We start from the raw sequence: 14,852 nt of genomic DNA, 5'->3' as shown, positions 1-14,852 counted from the left end.
TCACCCTCTCAATCAACTCCCAATAGTCAATTTCATAATTCCAGCGAGATCATTAGTATATTTTATTGCAGATTGTACCGATTCTTCCAATGCCTTTTGTGGATCAATCTTGTTGGTCAACATTTTGAGCCGGTATTCACGTATAAGTGGATGTTTTAGTACTACTCCAGCAAATTTGTTGTCGGGATTTTTTTGTAATTCATGTTGAATTATGTATAAAATAGAGATATCTATATCATGTATCTTAAATTCTAATTCCTTGTCTTTAGCATGTGTAACCTCAGCATGCATATATAAAAGACAACTACATATTGAGGATATAAATGATACCTTCTCAGTATCTAAATTGACGGAAAATGCCAATTATATTAGTGACATTAGCCTTTCCAAATCTAATGAAAAAGTATTTGGAGCAAATTCGATTTCGATGTCTCTGGATTTTAGCATCAAAGGTTTAATAAGAGATGTGTTTGTTCAAAAAAATTGGGAAAGGGCCTACAACAAACATGATAATTATTTGAGATTGTCAATAAACCTTGATGTCAAGAACAATGGGAAGGTAGTAGACAAAATAAAATTAATCAGAAAAGGCATATTTTTCTGGACTAGAAATCCTAAGATAAATCATAGAATATGGATCATGATTGTAAAAGATGAAGAACCGTTTTATCCACTTGAAGAAGAGGAGGCTAGACGACAGTTGTTTGACTTTCATAAGGATTTAGAAATCACCGTAGAATCTTTTGGCAAAGGAAAAAATAGTATCTCCGTCATGGCACGTGTATCTTGGGGCAAACACGATTTCATCGAAAAATCACAGATATCCAAAGAATCCAATAGCATAGTCATAGACTTTTAGCGACAAGATAATACATTTTAATTTAATTTAAATATGACTTGTATTTGATTTTTATTATGACAAAATTTGACGGTATAAAGGGGCAAGAATTGCTCGATGTTGAAGAAAGTGAAAACGAATTGACCTTGATTTTCAAGGATAATAGGTTTTTATTTGTTAAAATTGAAAACAATAAACTTGTGAGCGATTCAGTCCCAGAATAGGAGACAGATACTAAAATCAAACCCTACAATGATATGACTTTAGGATATCAGTTTAAATCGATAAAGACCTTTTCATTGTCAATCATGGTTTTATAGATTTTTAAATCATCAGAATATCTCCATCGTTCATTTTGCTCGATCCAAGTATCATCCTTTTTCCAGGACTTCATATTTACTAATTTACCTGTAAAGATATTGTATTCGTACCCATGCATATAACATACTATATTATCACCATTAAGACTACCCTTTGATAATGAAGCCCCTTTGTGAGGACAAACATTATTAAAGGCATACAACATATTATTTTTTAAACCAATTACAATATCCTCCTTTTCGATAGTAATTCTCTTAAATACACCCGAGGACAAATCACTTAATTTCAACCCAGTATCAAAAATCATATTTGACTGTTGCAAATACTTATTTATAAATGATCAAAAATAACAGGATAAAAGAAAAAAATTAAAGGATTGGCTTTGTCATTGTAATAGACTCAGTCATTTGTTTATACAGTGTTAGAAATCGTCTGCCTTTTTCAGTCATTTTGTAAATTTGGGCTCCGTCATCATAAATGATCAGGTCATTCTTCATTAGCTGGGACAGATATTCTTTCATTTGTAGGAAAGAAAGATATACCTTGTACATTATTTTAGCCTGTATTGCACCGTCATCACCTACAGTTTCCAAGATCATGGCTATAATTTCTAGGCGGCTTCTATTTTTCATTTTATCCAAAATAATAAATAATTTAAAAAATAAAAACGGAGCAATACTAAGACCAATAGGTATGTATTAGTGATTTTTTAGCTTTGATGGTATTGAAATTATAATATAGATGATACTAATAATTCAAACAGACAGGTTTATATTATTAACTTTCTTATCAGCAGCATATACAAGCGTATAGATGACCCATTGATTTTTCACACTCATATAATATCATCCTAATCAATGTAAGAATAATCCAAGATATCCCTATGCACATTTATAAACATCGTAATTCGAATATTTTGAAAAGTACTTTGAATTTAAACTATTTTTAAAATCAATCTGCCTCTAAATTAATCCTAGAAACATCTGAAATTATTTTAATAATATTTTTAATGAATATGATTTTAGGGGAGTTGTGGATTTAAGGATATTTCAAAAAGATCATTTTAGACAAGATAAATGCATTAGTTTGAAATTTTTCAACTTTGGAAACGAGTGGAGAGTAAAAATTAAAGTATGAGATAACAATACTGTTTTGCAAAGATAAATAAAATATCTGCAGTTTTTAATGATCATGATAAAAAGAATCCATGACATTAAAAATGATATAACAGTAGACTCGATCGTCTGTATTAGAGGATGGGTACATCGAATTAGGAAGCAAAAGGAAAAATCTTTCATCATAATTAGAGATGATAGAGGAGATGTAATTCAAGCCGTATGTCCGTCCAATCTGGCGAAGAATTTAACCATTGAATCCTCGGTTGAAGTTAAAGGCAGATTGGTAAAGGACCCGCGAGCAATCGAAGGTGGATACGAAATAAAAGTGAACAACTTAATGGTATATAATATAGCGAACATTGATTATCCAATTGGCGAGTATCAGAGTGACGAAATCCTTTTGGATTTTAGGCATTTAACACTAAGAACAAGAAAAATGATTAACGTTGGAAAACTAAGGAGTTCTTTTCTTAGGTATGCCAGAGAATGGTTTCAAAAAGAAAACTGGATGGAGGTAACTCCACCTTTACTTGTGAAAGGTGCAGTAGAAGGAGGATCAACGCTATTTGAGGTGAAATACTTTGATGAAACGGCATATCTTTCACAGAGTTCACAATTATATTTGGAATCAATGATCTACAGTTTAGGCCCCGTATGGTCAATCAGCAATTCTTTTAGAGCCGAAAAATCCAGAACGGTCAGACATTTAGCAGAATTCAGTCATTTAGAGGCGGAAATACCATGGATCGATCTTTCTGATTTGATTACGATTCAAGAAAATTTGATTTATAGTCTTGTCAAAAATTTGATAGAATTGAACCGAAGAGAAATTGAATTTCTGAACAAAGACGTTTTAGGCAAATTAAAATCAATTTCCACACCTTTTGAAAAAATTAAGTATGAGAAGGCTATTGACAGATTGAGATCGTTAGATTGCAAAGTGAGAGACGAAGAAGGATATGAAAGAGCAATCGAGTGGGGCGATGACCTAAACATCGAATCAGAAAGAGAACTAACAAAGAATGCGACCAATCCAATTTTTGTTACAGAATATCCAGTAGGCATTAAACCCTTCTATGTTAAACAGAACCCTTCTGATGAAAATACTGGATTGGCAGTTGATCTTTTGGCCCCCTTCGGCTATGGAGAGATTGCTGGCGGAGGAATTCGTGAAGATGACTTAACTAAATTATCAAATAAAATCAAGAATAGTGATCTTAAAATAGATAGCTATTCTTGGTATCTGGATTTGCGAAAATATGGATCTGTCCCCCATGGAGGTTTTGGCTTAGGCGTAGAGAGATTCTTGCGATGGATTTTGAATTTTGAGGACATAAAGGATGTAGTGCTTTTTCCTAGGACAATGTCAAGAATTCTCCCTTAAAAAATTTACATTGAATGTTTGTTAGTCAAAATTTGTAAGTTTGGAAGTATACTTTGCCAGTCGTTTGAGAGTTTTTTTCCTCTCATCCGAAGATATTTCAGCACTCTCGATTGCAGATTGCAAGAATGAAATAGACTGGTCGTAGCTTTTTCTATCTATTGGATGAGGTACACCATCTTTTCCTCCGAAAGCGAACGTAAAACGGATCGGATCATCCCATGATGCTTTACATCCAAATATCAGTTCAGCTATAAGAGAAATTGCCCTTACAGTGCTAGGGCCTACTCCCTTAATTGATAAGAAGTTTTCATAATTTTTAGGCTGGATTTCATGAATTTGCCTTACCAAATCCCAGTCAACTCGCGCAGGCATCGAATACAGCGCGTTTGAGATTGGTTGCAAAAGATTTAGAGATCCAGTAGTCATCCCCTTATCTATCATCCAAGTATCAAGTTTGATATCTCGAACGAGAAACTAATGGTTTTATTGATAAATAAAGGTCTTTAATATTCTTGTGATCATTTAATACATCTACACAAATTTTTTGATTCTCAAGAGAATTCTTGCTAGTCATATCTAATACCCTATTACTTTGATAAATATCCCCTATCAGCCCGGTATGTGGCTCAATTACAAAACACCTATCCTTTATTCTAGTGGACAGCCAATGATATCGTCTCGAAGTATGATTGTCGATATTCATACCCTGTTGTATAATACACCAATACCCTTCTTCATCAAAAACCAAATTATGATGATATAGATGGTATTCATCTTGGATTGCAGAATTATCAATTTTTGCACTCATTTTACTAGCATATAACAATTCACTTATTATAGAATCACAAAAATTGAAGGAATCCTTACAGATGGTAGATATCTCCTTCAATGTTTCTTTAGATTTTTTTCCTTAGCCTCCAGTAATTGAGATGCCATGGGATTCGGGTAATACAGACTGTTTCAATACACTCATAACTACGGTCGTTACTCCTGAAGAATGCCAATCAAAACCAAGAACATATCCAAATGCTTGGAACCAAAGCGGATCTGACAATCTTTTCAAAAACTCAAGAGTACCGTAACTATCTATCAGAACTTTTGAGATGTAACCAGATAGTTTAATCATCCTCCTCACCAAATATCGTGGAGGAGTCCCTGAATGCAATGGCAAAGTTAGAGCATTTGTGCCAGGAATCATTAGATCATCTGTTGTTACTTTCATGTCAATAGCTTTATATATTTTATAAAATGTTACCTATAATTGGAAGGAAAAATAATATTATATTACAACTTGGTAAGTAAATTAATGCTTCTTACGCATGAAGAAGAAAAGGGCTTATCAGGAGAATACGGCGAAGCAATAGCTTCTGCTTACCGAATACTTGTAGCGATTGGCGAAGCGACTGATGCGGATAAGTTAATTCCAATTCAGTGGGCACATGTATCAGGTGTAAACTATAATACTATCGGTGATAGTGGGTTAGAGTTTCTTAGACAAATTAGTTTGGAGGGTAAGACAAAAGTAAGAACTACCATAAATCCCATGGGATTTGACAGAGAGAATTTACCTGATCTGCCTCCGGAATTTATCGCAAAACAAATACAAATAGCCCAATCTTATGAGAAAATAGGCACTATTCCTACATTTTCATGTATACCATATGAAATAATGTCCTTACCAATTGGTGGGACGCAAGTAAGCTTTGCAGAAAGTAATGCAGCAGTTTTGGCAAATTCACATTTAGACTTAGTAACAAACAAGGAAAGTGCACTAAGCGCTCTAGCCAGCGCCCTCACAGGAAAGTCACCTTATTCAGAGTTACGAATCGAAGAAAATCGAACCCCTCAATTGGAAATCAAAAATGAGCTAGTTTTGAAAGATGAATTAGATTATGGGTTGTTAGGTTACTTCACAGGCAAGAATGCAAAAAAAAATTGTGCTGGTTTATGTAATGTATCTGAGAGATTGGACATGTTGGAATTAAAGTCACTCTCAGCAGGAATAGGTACCTCAGGATCCTGTGGAATGTTTCGGGTAGGGGATAGATCTACTGCAGTAGAAAGAATCGACTTTGGTGAGAAGGAAATGAAAAACACCTATGATGAACTGAGTACAGCCGACGATGGCGAAATTATAACTTTTGGAAGTCCGCAGTTAGGAATGAACGAATTAAACAAAATTCAGACTCTCATGGATGGAAAAAAATTCTCCAAACCATGCAAAATATTTTGTCCAAGGACGGTGTATTGCAGAGGTGAAAAATTAGGAATAACAAAATCCTTGGAAAGATCTGGTGCTAGTTTTGTATGCGATGCATGCACATGTTTGACTCCGCTTATATGTAAAAAAGATTATGACAGCATCATTACAAATAGCGTTAAAGCTTCGTACTACATGAAAACATCAAATAAGGTATCGGTAAAGCTTTCAAGCTTAAAATCAATTGTGGATAACTATACACAGTGAGTTGCTAGAGAATAAATGGAATGATCGTTTGACTTGAACATTAAATGTAAAAGAATAGTAAGTGGCAAGGCGTGGGGCAAATTGTTATTGGTAAGGGAGCCAATAAATTTTCTTGGTATGGTAAACAGCTCTACTGGTGATCTCTCATATGAACATGGCTCAAATGCTAAACAAAATCTCAAAGGTACCATTTTGATTTTTCCCAATTCGAGTGGGAGTAGTGTAGGTGCTTATACCATTTTTGCACTTAAAAAAAACAACGTATCACCTAATGGCATGATTTGTACAAATATAGTGGACATAACTACAGCCTCAGGATGTGCAATTTCAAATATCCCACTAGCTTCTATTGGCAAAAAAGAATTGGAAAAAGTAACTTCATTTTACGAATCACTAACATTCAAACAACAGACTCTGATCACTCTGGATACAAAAAAAGAGATAATTAAACTATCTTAGTAAAAATCTTAATAGAACATTTACCAAATAAGAGTTACCTCGATACATGGTATTCGATGGGCGAACGGACCAATTGTGATGGGATGATGAATAAAATCCATGTGTCGGGGTAAAATTTTATCCTAAAGAATTCAAAACCTTTTTTAATATTCATGAATAATTACGTTATTGGTAAAATTTTGTCCTGAATGTGGAGGAAGTTTAAGTTTTGATTCTACTACAAAGAACTTTATATGCAGAGGTTGTGGTCTTTTCGCATCCAGAGAGAAATTTGAAGAACTACATGAAAGGATAAATACTAGGGAACAAAATAATAAAAGCGAAGATTATTTAGACTGGTGGCAATCCTCCAAAAAAGAGAAAAAAAATAACTTTTAATCATAATAATTTTTTTTATCAAGATCCAGCATCTGGATAGTAGTGCAAACTGAGCAAATTTGATTGGTAGATGTCTCTCCACAAATTAAGCAGGAATTCTTGACGTTGATGTTTTTTTTAAATGTTTTTACTATTTTGGACAATTTATTCATAGAATTAAAGCAATTGTATTTTATGCCTGGTCTTATTTTTTCCAAATTATTAAAGAACTCTCTGAAATCAGTACGAATACTTTCATGCATATAAGGGCATTGATCAGATTGAAATGCGATTCCACTATGAAAAGCATAAAATACAATTTCACTTTCATAAAGCTCTACGAAAGGTTTTATTTTCTTCAATCCATTATGGTATTCGATGGGTTGTGGATACATCCATCCAATTCTATCTACATCGCCAGAAAACAAGTTTATCATAAAAGTTTGTAAATAATCATCCAAGTTATGTGCGGTTGCTAACACACCAGCTCCAATTCTTATACTAGCCAAATCCAACGCCCTTCGTCTGAATGTCCCACAAATTGAACAGGAGGTCGTCTTCTTTGACGGTCTTGTTTCAATTGCTTCATCCATGTTTATACCAAACAATTCGTCATAACTAAAAATGAAATATGGGACGTTGATGTTGTTACAAAATTCTTTAACTATTGATAATGATTCATTTCTGTAACCTTCAATTCCTTCATCTATTGTTATTGCGATTAATTTATAGTTGTTTTGATTTGCTATTTTGTTAAGTATATGGAGTAGTACGAGACTATCTTTTCCTCCCGAAACTCCTACTGCAATCTTTTCACCATATCGAATCATACTGTATTTTGAAATTGTCTGAATGGTTTTTTTTTCAATAGAGTTTAGAAAGCACCTTTTACAGAGGATTTCTCCCGAGTATTGGCGGCTGAACACAGCATTATTTTTATGGCATTTATTACAGCAAGGAATCAATGCGATAGATATCCATTACGTTGTGAGAATTTAAAAATGTTAAATAGAGAAAGACAAATGTCCAATATTTAATAATTAAGCATTATAGAGTGACGAGAGATAATCCTGTGCAGGCTTGTAGAAGCAGAAGAAAAAATAATTGATGGAAAAAAGTTATTTATTTCTGTAAAAGGATCTAGCAAATGATGTCCATGCATTAAATGTGTTAGTGCTATAATCAGTAAATGCATCCAGAGCCTTATTGTATAACTTGACGTTTTCGCGAGTGGTATCTATAGCATCAAAGTTAAACTGGTTTCCAGCAGTAAAAGCTTTTACAAAGTTATCCACATTTTCATTTGTTTTGTTAAATAATTGTTGATAGGTTTCGTTTGGCTGTGCTTGTGACACGTTTACAAATTCTTTAATCAAACCTTTTTGATGGGCAATTGTTTTATTGATGACATCTTTTGATGATTGGATAATTTCTAGTTGAAAATCTGATACAGACTGCAGGAATCTAGGCTGGATCTTTACATATTCATCAATTGATTTTATCAAGTTCTCTTTAATAGTATCCAATGTCTTTTCAACAGATTGTTCTGTTAAGTTTATGTACGACGATACATTCTTTTCGATAGTATTTGATGTAACAGAATTAGTTTGTTTTATTTCATTACTCATAGCATAAACTTAGTAGATCTTTCTTATAAACTTTACCAAAAAAAACCGTCAAATTCCATTTAAAACCTTTATTTGGAAAAAAATAAAAGGTTTAGGCTTTTGTACCACAGCTTCCGCAGAATTTTTGGTTATCACCCAATTGGGTACCACAATTAGTGCAAAACTTACCAGTTGTGTATGATCCACCAGAACCTGCTGAAACGACGGCTTTCTTGCCAGTTTTTCCAGCTGCGAAGAATGCACCTGATATAGCACCCATAATCACAACAATGACAATTATAGTCAAAACAGTGCTATCCAAGTTTGATCCAAACATAGCGGTTCCAGAACCGTATGCACCTTGCTGCTGAGCGTTAGTAATTTTCTCTTTAGCCAATTGAAGCTGCTCTTCTAGAGTTGATGCTCCGGGATTTCCTTGACCACCATACTGTGCAAATGCAATATTTAAAGCTGGTAATAATAGTATAGAACCCATTACCAATGAAAAAGCCGCTACCATTAAGTGTGCCTTGTTCATATTAAAATTTACTCATACAGCAATTATATAACTTTTATGTTAATAAAAATAACAACATTTAAGATATGCACTTTAACATATGAATTCAGAGAATAATGGCAAGGACGCATGCACATACACACGGTAAATCACATTCAGTAAGGCCTACTTCAAAAAATGCTCCAACTTGGACGATCGACGGCCAAGAGATTGTTAAGAAGATAGTAGAATTTGGAAAGGATGGAATGCCAGCAAGTGAGATAGGCTTAAGACTAAGGGATGAATTTGCAGTACCCTTAGTTAAACCAATTATCGGAATGACCATATCTCAAATTTTAGAAGAGAATGATATTAAAAGGTCAATGCCTGAAGACCTTGAAAGGCTTGTGAGAAAAGCACTCGGACTACAAAAACATCTGGGCGTGCACAATAGTGATAAGCGAAACGTCAGGTCTCTTGAACTGATAGAATCAAAGATACATAGATTATCCAGGTATTATAAGAGAGAGGGCATGATATCTAAAGATTGGAAATATAAATCAGTTATTGCCAAATTAGAGTAGAGAATGGGAGAAGTTGATATCAAAGACTCCCAGAGGCTAGCAGCTCAAACAATTTTAGATTCAGTACGAAAAAAAAAAGACATTTTTATTATTTCAAACGAAACTGTTGATGGAATTATTGGTAGTACCATTCTCTTACAGTCAATATCTGATATTATAGGAAATGCGTGCGTTAGATGTATCAACCCCAAAACACTTCTGAATAAAGATGGTCTCAAAGAAGTATTGGAAGAACGACATTATTATTACATATTTCTGGATTTTGAAAACAAAGTATTAAGTTCGCTTGAGACTTTATTACCAGATAACAGGTGTTTGTTTATAAATTCTGAAACGATAGTGGAGGTTAATAACAGAATAATAGAAAAGAATAATTCAAATTTTTTGAAGAATAGTAAAAGTGACAAGGATATTGACAATCAAGATGTAACTACAACATCAAAATGTGTCTACGATATAGTAAATGAATTTGATAGAAATATAAACTTAAAGATATATTTACTCTTAGTTGCGCAAGTCTCTAAACAAGGAGTAAAAAATGACGTTGATTTATTCGATTTGGACAAGGAAATAGTTACTATTGCATCTGATTTGCATTTGATTCAAAGACAAAAGGGTTTTACTTTTGTAAACAAACAGAACAAATCAATTGTTAATGCTCTAGAAAGTAATACATCCTACTTCATTAGAGGATTGACCTGGAATAGAGATAAGATAATAGAAGGTCTCAAAGAAACCAAGGTAAAATTTGTACAGGAAAACAGGATCAAAAGCACCAATGAGCTAGATGATGACGATTATGGAATTATTTTAGATTATCTTCAAAAATGCATAGAAGATAGCAGGACTAAAAACAGAATCACAGGTAAAACTAGCAAGACAATTAAATCTAATTTAATCCAATCATGGAGGAATAACTATCATCTCACGTTTGAGGAGATAAGCAGTATATGTAGCGGGATTTATTCTTTTTCCAGAGTTTTAGAATCTTGCATTTATGCCAAGAAAATTGGAACTGCTTTTTCCCTAGCCCTTGGTGACCGGGAAGAATCTTTGGCAGAGATTAGTGAATTTATGAAAAAGGAAGATGAAACAATCAAAGAGACAGGACTTAGAATTCTTAGTGAAAAATGGAGATTTTATGAAGATCTGACAGTCGTTTTTGTAAATGGAGAAGGGGTATTTGATAACATAGTTGCACCAATGTTCGCAATCATGTTAGGTAAGTCAGGTTCTTATAGCGACAGAATGACCTGTCTGAGATACATTGACATGGAAAATGAGGAGGTTTATAAATATATAATCGTAAAAGGAGCATCGTGTGATATTAATTTTATTGAATTTACTGAAAACCTTAAACAAATGTTAGAGAAAATAGACCCAACATATAGTGGATCATTATTCTTAAATCATTATTTTCGAGCGGGACTGGACATATTAGAAATATTGGTACCAATGAAAGATTTGGAAGTATTTTTGGCAAAAATTAAAGGATTATTAAATAATGCCAGAAAATCCTGATTTATGTGTAGATACTAGCGTTAAAATAAAGTGCGCGAATCGAAAGGAGGCGTCAATGTTATTAGAAACTTTAACAGCCGACAACATAAATTTACCCCCCTACTTGGGTCTGAATATGAATATACATGATGAAGTATTTATCATTGATTTACAATATGAAAAAAAGAATATCATCAAAGAAAATAATATTAACACATTAATAAACACAATTGATGAGATTATGGAACATATTGCGCTAGCAAGGGATGTGATTAAAAATGATTGACTCCAAAATAATCAAAGAGAATCCTGACGCAATTAGAGATATGCTAATCAAAAGAAATGTGGAATTTCAAACTGATAAGCTGTTTGAAACAGATAAAAAAAGACGTTCTCTAATCATAGAACTACAAAAACTTAAACAACAAAAGAATAAAATAGCGAAAGAAATCGCGTTAAAGAAAAAAAATAACAAAGATGTTTCAAACAGTGTTGCAGAGATGGAGCACATTGGATCTACAATCAAAAAGTTCGAGGAAGAATACAAAGATAACGAACAACTTTATCTTACATTAATCAAGAGTATCCCAAACTTTCCACATGAGAGTGTACCCATTGGAAAAGACGAAAATCATAATGTCATTCTTAGTAATTTTAGTGGGAACACTTCGAAAATATACGATACGAGATTACATGCAGATGAGGCAAAAGTAAGTAAAAAAAGTGGCGGATTAGGAGATAAAGGTCACATCGAAATCGCTTATGCCCATGATTTAGTAGATTTAGAGAGAGCAGGGAAAATTTCAGGTGCGCGTTTTTATTTCCTCAAAAATGAACTTGTGAAATTAGGTCTAGCATTATCCACCTTTGCTCTCGACTATTTGTCAAAAGAGGGTTATACAATAATTCAACCACCATATTTGATAAGAAAAGAAGCGATGGAAGGAGCAGTAATTTTGAGCGATTTCGAAGAAACCATATATAAAATAGAAAATGAAGATCTTTATCTTATAGGTACTTCCGAACATCCAATGGCTTCTATGCATATGGATGAAATTTTAGAGGGTAAAAAACTTCCAATTAGATATGCTGCAATTAGCCCATGTTTCAGAAAAGAAGCTGGAGCACACGGTAAAGACATGAAAGGTTTATTTCGAGTCCACCAATTTGACAAGATAGAACAATTCATATTCTGCGATCCACAAGAGTCGTGGAAAGAACACGAGAAACTCTTAAAAGTTACTGAAAGATTCTATCAGATGTTAGATATTCCATATAGGACTATTGTTTTATGTAGTGGAGATCTGGGCAAAGTCTCTGCGAAAACCTATGATATTGAAGCATGGTTTCCAGCTCAGATGGCATTTAGAGAGATTTGTTCATGTTCAAATTGCACCGATTATCAAGCAAGAGGACTTAAGATTAGATATAGAAATAATCCAAATGAAGAGACTAATTTTGTTCATACATTGAACAGCACACTAGTAGCAGTACAGAGAACCTTAGTCGCCATTTTGGAAAACTATCAAACTGAGCACGGCACAATTAGGATACCAGAGGTGCTCCAAAGTTATATGGGAAATTTAAAGGAAATCATATAATTGTCAGATTTTATATTTAGGTATTGCAGAGCGAGGCAAAGACAGCTCAAGATAATGCGAGTTTAGATAAACAAGCAACCAAAATATATATATCTTAGTTGTCAGGCTCATAATATAATGAGCTTGTTAAATGTAGTGTCTCAAGCAGGTAGTATGTTCCAAAACTTTGGCCTACAAATCGGGCCCCAATACGACCCCTTATTCTATGATGTAATGATTTACATAGTTGGAACTATGTTATTTGCAGTGTTCTTACTGAGTGCAATTTCATTTTGGTTAAGGAGAAAAGGTCTTGGGGGTCAAGCTGCAAAGGAGAAATGGACCCAAGAATTAGAGAAATATTTCCAAAAAGAACAGATAGGATTAATGCCAGACGAAAAACACCATTGGTAAGGAGCGAGGCTTTAATAATACTCACATTTTCCTTTTTTTATTAAGTAATTTCGTTAGTTGTATCAAATCATGCTGAATCATTGGGGTCTTTCCCTAGGCGAAATAGAAACCATTAATAGCATATTCAATAATCATGATATAATCGAAACCAATGTCTCGAAAACCCCCGATTTTGCTAGTACTTTAGAAATAGAATTTATCAAAAATAGCGCAGAAGATTTCTTCGGATCCATTCCAATGGAAAAATGGAGCGAACTTGTTGAGATAACAAAAAACATCAAAAAAAGAAGAGGAAATAAAGGTCTAAAGTTAAAGATAACTATTACAGAATACCTTGAGGATACAATAGCACTGTCAACTCAAGGCAATGAGAAAATTATTGAGCAACGACAACTCCAATACGATGAGGTAGAGAAGGAATTATTATTTTGTCGAAAGTTAATTTTTTTACTCGTGGAAAAAAGAGATACAGATTTCATTAAAGGACTAGAAAGGATAGAGATAACCATTGAAAACCTTACTGACGTGTTAAATAAGATCGTAAAATCACCACCCCTAACCGATGAGATCAATTGTGAACCTTTAAACACAGATATCTATGCTAATCAATTAAGCACTTTTAGTCAAATCCATCTTTTCATATTTGTATTTGATCGTGAAAGAAGAGTATGGAAAAATCTTTAATGATATTTTAATTGAAAATTCTAGAAATCTTCATAATCCATAAAAATAAAAAAGACCGTTACAAAAAATCAATATAAATTGGAGAAGATCAGGCCTGCCAACAACAAAGTAAAAGATAAAACCATAACTCTTGAATTTAAAGATACAGTCATAATACCAGATCAAGAAACGACAGGAAATATTTCAATCAACTATGATGGAAGATATGATAGTATTAGCATTAACTCTCAAATTGAAGACTCTTCTGATGTGTTTACATATACAGAGATAGAAGGTAAGAAAAAAAGTTACCCTTATGCAAGAATGTCTATTATGAAAAAGGAATTAAAGGATCCTAAAAATTTTGAATTTAGAATAGTTACAAAACATATACCCAAAAAGGACTTTACAAATGTGAAATTTAGAGTTACGCTAATCCAAGAACATAAAGAAATAGCCTCGGATGTAAAATATATTAAAATAAAAAAATAATTTGATAACTAAGAAAAGCTCTCTGTGACAGACACCTTTCCAGTCATCCACGGGTGAGGTTCACAATGATATAGATAGTCTCCTTCTTGGGTAAAAGTGAAGTCAAAAGTACCCTGTGGAGGAATTAAACCGATTGTAGACAAAGTGTCAAATCTACCATTAGTGGGGTCAACATAATTATCATCCGTTGTTACAGAGTGGGCAGTTACATCATGATTGGTCCAAATCACTTTATTGGATTCACCTAATGTAGCACGAACCTCTTTAGGTGTAAAGAAGATAGGATTTGATGGTTGTGATGACCCTTCCGCGATCGAGATTTCTGTTGAACCAGGAGGATTCAAAACTTCTGCGGCTACCTCAGGTTTTGCATTCATCGCAGGTGTAAAAACGAATTGATAATAAGCCAAACTAATCGTCACAATTACTATAAAGGAAATAATACTAATTCCACCAATCTGAGACTGTTTCTTAGTTCTTTCCAATTGTTAGGTACTCCTCCTAACAATAATAAATATTTTATTTCTCATTTAATATCCAACTTCTACTTTAATCACTGATTCGCAGCATGG

Annotated in this window: 21 protein-coding genes and 1 pseudogene; 13 read left to right on the top strand and 9 right to left on the bottom strand. The window is 33.5% G+C overall.

Features of this window, described 5'->3' with window-relative positions; genetic code table 11:
• Window positions 1-12 precede the first annotated feature (12 nt).
• Complete coding sequence (locus F1Z66_RS02200; protein WP_149861970.1) at window positions 13-291, bottom strand: RpoL/Rpb11 RNA polymerase subunit family protein; 279 nt, start codon at window positions 289-291, stop codon at window positions 13-15.
• A gap of 55 nt (window positions 292-346) precedes the next feature.
• On the opposite strand from F1Z66_RS02200, the gene F1Z66_RS02195 reads away from it, so the two are divergent.
• Complete coding sequence (locus tag F1Z66_RS02195; protein ID WP_149861969.1) at window positions 347-859, top strand: hypothetical protein; 513 nt, start codon at window positions 347-349, stop codon at window positions 857-859.
• A gap of 56 nt (window positions 860-915) precedes the next feature.
• Entirely contained in the window at window positions 916-1,062 is a 147-nt protein-coding gene (locus F1Z66_RS15755; protein WP_195907450.1) for a hypothetical protein, read from the top strand.
• Between the two features lie 47 nt (window positions 1,063-1,109).
• On the opposite strand, the gene F1Z66_RS02190 is transcribed toward F1Z66_RS15755, so the two are convergent.
• Together F1Z66_RS02190 and F1Z66_RS02185 are read right to left on the bottom strand one after the other, a co-directional pair.
• Window positions 1,110-1,481: a Rieske (2Fe-2S) protein gene (locus tag F1Z66_RS02190; protein WP_149861968.1), complete on the bottom strand. Its 372-nt coding sequence runs from the start codon at window positions 1,479-1,481 to the stop codon at window positions 1,110-1,112.
• 46 nt (window positions 1,482-1,527) lie between these two features.
• Window positions 1,528-1,791 (bottom strand): DUF4364 family protein, encoded by a 264-nt coding sequence (locus F1Z66_RS02185; protein ID WP_149861967.1) that lies wholly within the window; start codon window positions 1,789-1,791, stop codon window positions 1,528-1,530.
• 559 nt (window positions 1,792-2,350) lie between these two features.
• On the opposite strand from F1Z66_RS02185, the gene asnS reads away from it, so the two are divergent.
• A complete protein-coding gene (gene asnS, locus F1Z66_RS02180) occupies window positions 2,351-3,661 on the top strand; it encodes an asparagine--tRNA ligase (protein ID WP_149861966.1) in 1,311 nt (436 codons plus the stop codon).
• A gap of 21 nt (window positions 3,662-3,682) precedes the next feature.
• Here asnS and F1Z66_RS16190 read toward each other — a convergent pair whose 3' ends face one another.
• Window positions 3,683-4,087 carry a DUF763 domain-containing protein gene (locus F1Z66_RS16190; protein WP_159357560.1) on the bottom strand — a complete coding sequence of 135 codons (405 nt, stop codon included), beginning with the start codon at window positions 4,085-4,087 and terminating at the stop codon, window positions 3,683-3,685.
• Window positions 4,088-4,109: 22 nt separating this feature from the next.
• Window positions 4,110-4,859 (bottom strand): annotated as a pseudogene (locus F1Z66_RS16185) (DUF763 domain-containing protein).
• 108 nt (window positions 4,860-4,967) lie between these two features.
• On the opposite strand from F1Z66_RS16185, the gene F1Z66_RS02160 reads away from it, so the two are divergent.
• From F1Z66_RS02160 to F1Z66_RS02150, 3 genes are all read left to right on the top strand, one after another.
• Window positions 4,968-6,128, top strand: coding sequence for an aconitase X catalytic domain-containing protein (locus tag F1Z66_RS02160; protein WP_149861962.1), 1,161 nt, complete (start codon window positions 4,968-4,970; stop codon window positions 6,126-6,128).
• Window positions 6,129-6,161: 33 nt separating this feature from the next.
• Complete coding sequence (locus F1Z66_RS02155) at window positions 6,162-6,587, top strand: aconitase X swivel domain-containing protein (RefSeq protein ID WP_149861961.1); 426 nt, start codon at window positions 6,162-6,164, stop codon at window positions 6,585-6,587.
• A gap of 168 nt (window positions 6,588-6,755) precedes the next feature.
• Complete coding sequence (locus tag F1Z66_RS02150; RefSeq protein ID WP_149861960.1) at window positions 6,756-6,965, top strand: hypothetical protein; 210 nt, start codon at window positions 6,756-6,758, stop codon at window positions 6,963-6,965.
• Here the strand turns inward: F1Z66_RS02150 and F1Z66_RS02145 are convergent.
• From F1Z66_RS02145 to F1Z66_RS02135, 3 genes are all read right to left on the bottom strand, one after another.
• Window positions 6,962-7,870, bottom strand: coding sequence for a TIGR00269 family protein (locus F1Z66_RS02145; RefSeq protein WP_230207415.1), 909 nt, complete (start codon window positions 7,868-7,870; stop codon window positions 6,962-6,964). The genes F1Z66_RS02150 and F1Z66_RS02145 overlap by 4 nt on opposite strands.
• 192 nt (window positions 7,871-8,062) lie before the next feature.
• Window positions 8,063-8,572, bottom strand: coding sequence for a hypothetical protein (locus F1Z66_RS02140; RefSeq protein ID WP_149861959.1), 510 nt, complete (start codon window positions 8,570-8,572; stop codon window positions 8,063-8,065).
• A 91-nt stretch (window positions 8,573-8,663) separates the two neighbouring features.
• Window positions 8,664-9,089, bottom strand: a complete 426-nt coding sequence (locus F1Z66_RS02135; protein WP_149861958.1) for a zinc ribbon domain-containing protein — start codon at window positions 9,087-9,089, stop codon at window positions 8,664-8,666.
• A 95-nt stretch (window positions 9,090-9,184) separates the two neighbouring features.
• On the opposite strand from F1Z66_RS02135, the gene F1Z66_RS02130 reads away from it, so the two are divergent.
• The 7 genes from F1Z66_RS02130 to F1Z66_RS02100 all read left to right on the top strand — a co-directional run bounded on the left by F1Z66_RS02130 (window position 9,185) and on the right by F1Z66_RS02100 (window position 14,280).
• A complete protein-coding gene (locus F1Z66_RS02130) occupies window positions 9,185-9,631 on the top strand; it encodes a 30S ribosomal protein S15 (protein WP_149861957.1) in 447 nt (148 codons plus the stop codon).
• Between the two features lie 3 nt (window positions 9,632-9,634).
• Entirely contained in the window at window positions 9,635-11,152 is a 1,518-nt protein-coding gene (locus tag F1Z66_RS02125) for a hypothetical protein (protein ID WP_149861956.1), read from the top strand.
• The gene (locus F1Z66_RS02120; RefSeq protein WP_149861955.1) at window positions 11,136-11,417 is read left to right on the top strand and encodes a hypothetical protein; all 282 of its coding nucleotides are present in this window, start codon (window positions 11,136-11,138) and stop codon (window positions 11,415-11,417) included. The genes F1Z66_RS02125 and F1Z66_RS02120 overlap by 17 nt, the downstream gene beginning before the upstream one ends.
• On the top strand, window positions 11,410-12,732 hold the full coding sequence (gene serS, locus F1Z66_RS02115) for a serine--tRNA ligase (RefSeq protein ID WP_149861954.1): 1,323 nt from the start codon (window positions 11,410-11,412) through the stop codon (window positions 12,730-12,732). Before F1Z66_RS02120 ends, serS begins: the two co-directional genes overlap by 8 nt.
• 117 nt (window positions 12,733-12,849) lie before the next feature.
• Window positions 12,850-13,125: a hypothetical protein gene (locus F1Z66_RS02110; RefSeq protein WP_201448611.1), complete on the top strand. Its 276-nt coding sequence runs from the start codon at window positions 12,850-12,852 to the stop codon at window positions 13,123-13,125.
• Window positions 13,126-13,194: 69 nt separating this feature from the next.
• Complete coding sequence (locus tag F1Z66_RS02105; protein WP_149861953.1) at window positions 13,195-13,809, top strand: hypothetical protein; 615 nt, start codon at window positions 13,195-13,197, stop codon at window positions 13,807-13,809.
• A gap of 78 nt (window positions 13,810-13,887) precedes the next feature.
• Window positions 13,888-14,280 carry a hypothetical protein gene (locus tag F1Z66_RS02100; RefSeq protein ID WP_149861952.1) on the top strand — a complete coding sequence of 131 codons (393 nt, stop codon included), beginning with the start codon at window positions 13,888-13,890 and terminating at the stop codon, window positions 14,278-14,280.
• Between the two features lie 8 nt (window positions 14,281-14,288).
• Here F1Z66_RS02100 and F1Z66_RS02095 read toward each other — a convergent pair whose 3' ends face one another.
• The gene (locus tag F1Z66_RS02095; RefSeq protein WP_230207414.1) at window positions 14,289-14,765 is read right to left on the bottom strand and encodes a cupredoxin domain-containing protein; all 477 of its coding nucleotides are present in this window, start codon (window positions 14,763-14,765) and stop codon (window positions 14,289-14,291) included.
• Window positions 14,766-14,852 lie beyond the last annotated feature (87 nt).

The sequence above is a fragment of the Candidatus Nitrosocosmicus agrestis genome (genome assembly GCF_008389435.1).
GTDB classification, from domain to species: Archaea; Thermoproteota; Nitrososphaeria; order Nitrososphaerales; family Nitrososphaeraceae; genus Nitrosocosmicus; species Nitrosocosmicus agrestis.
The sequence above is the reverse complement of the archived record's forward strand: the minus strand, read 5'-3'. Positions and strand labels throughout refer to the sequence as shown.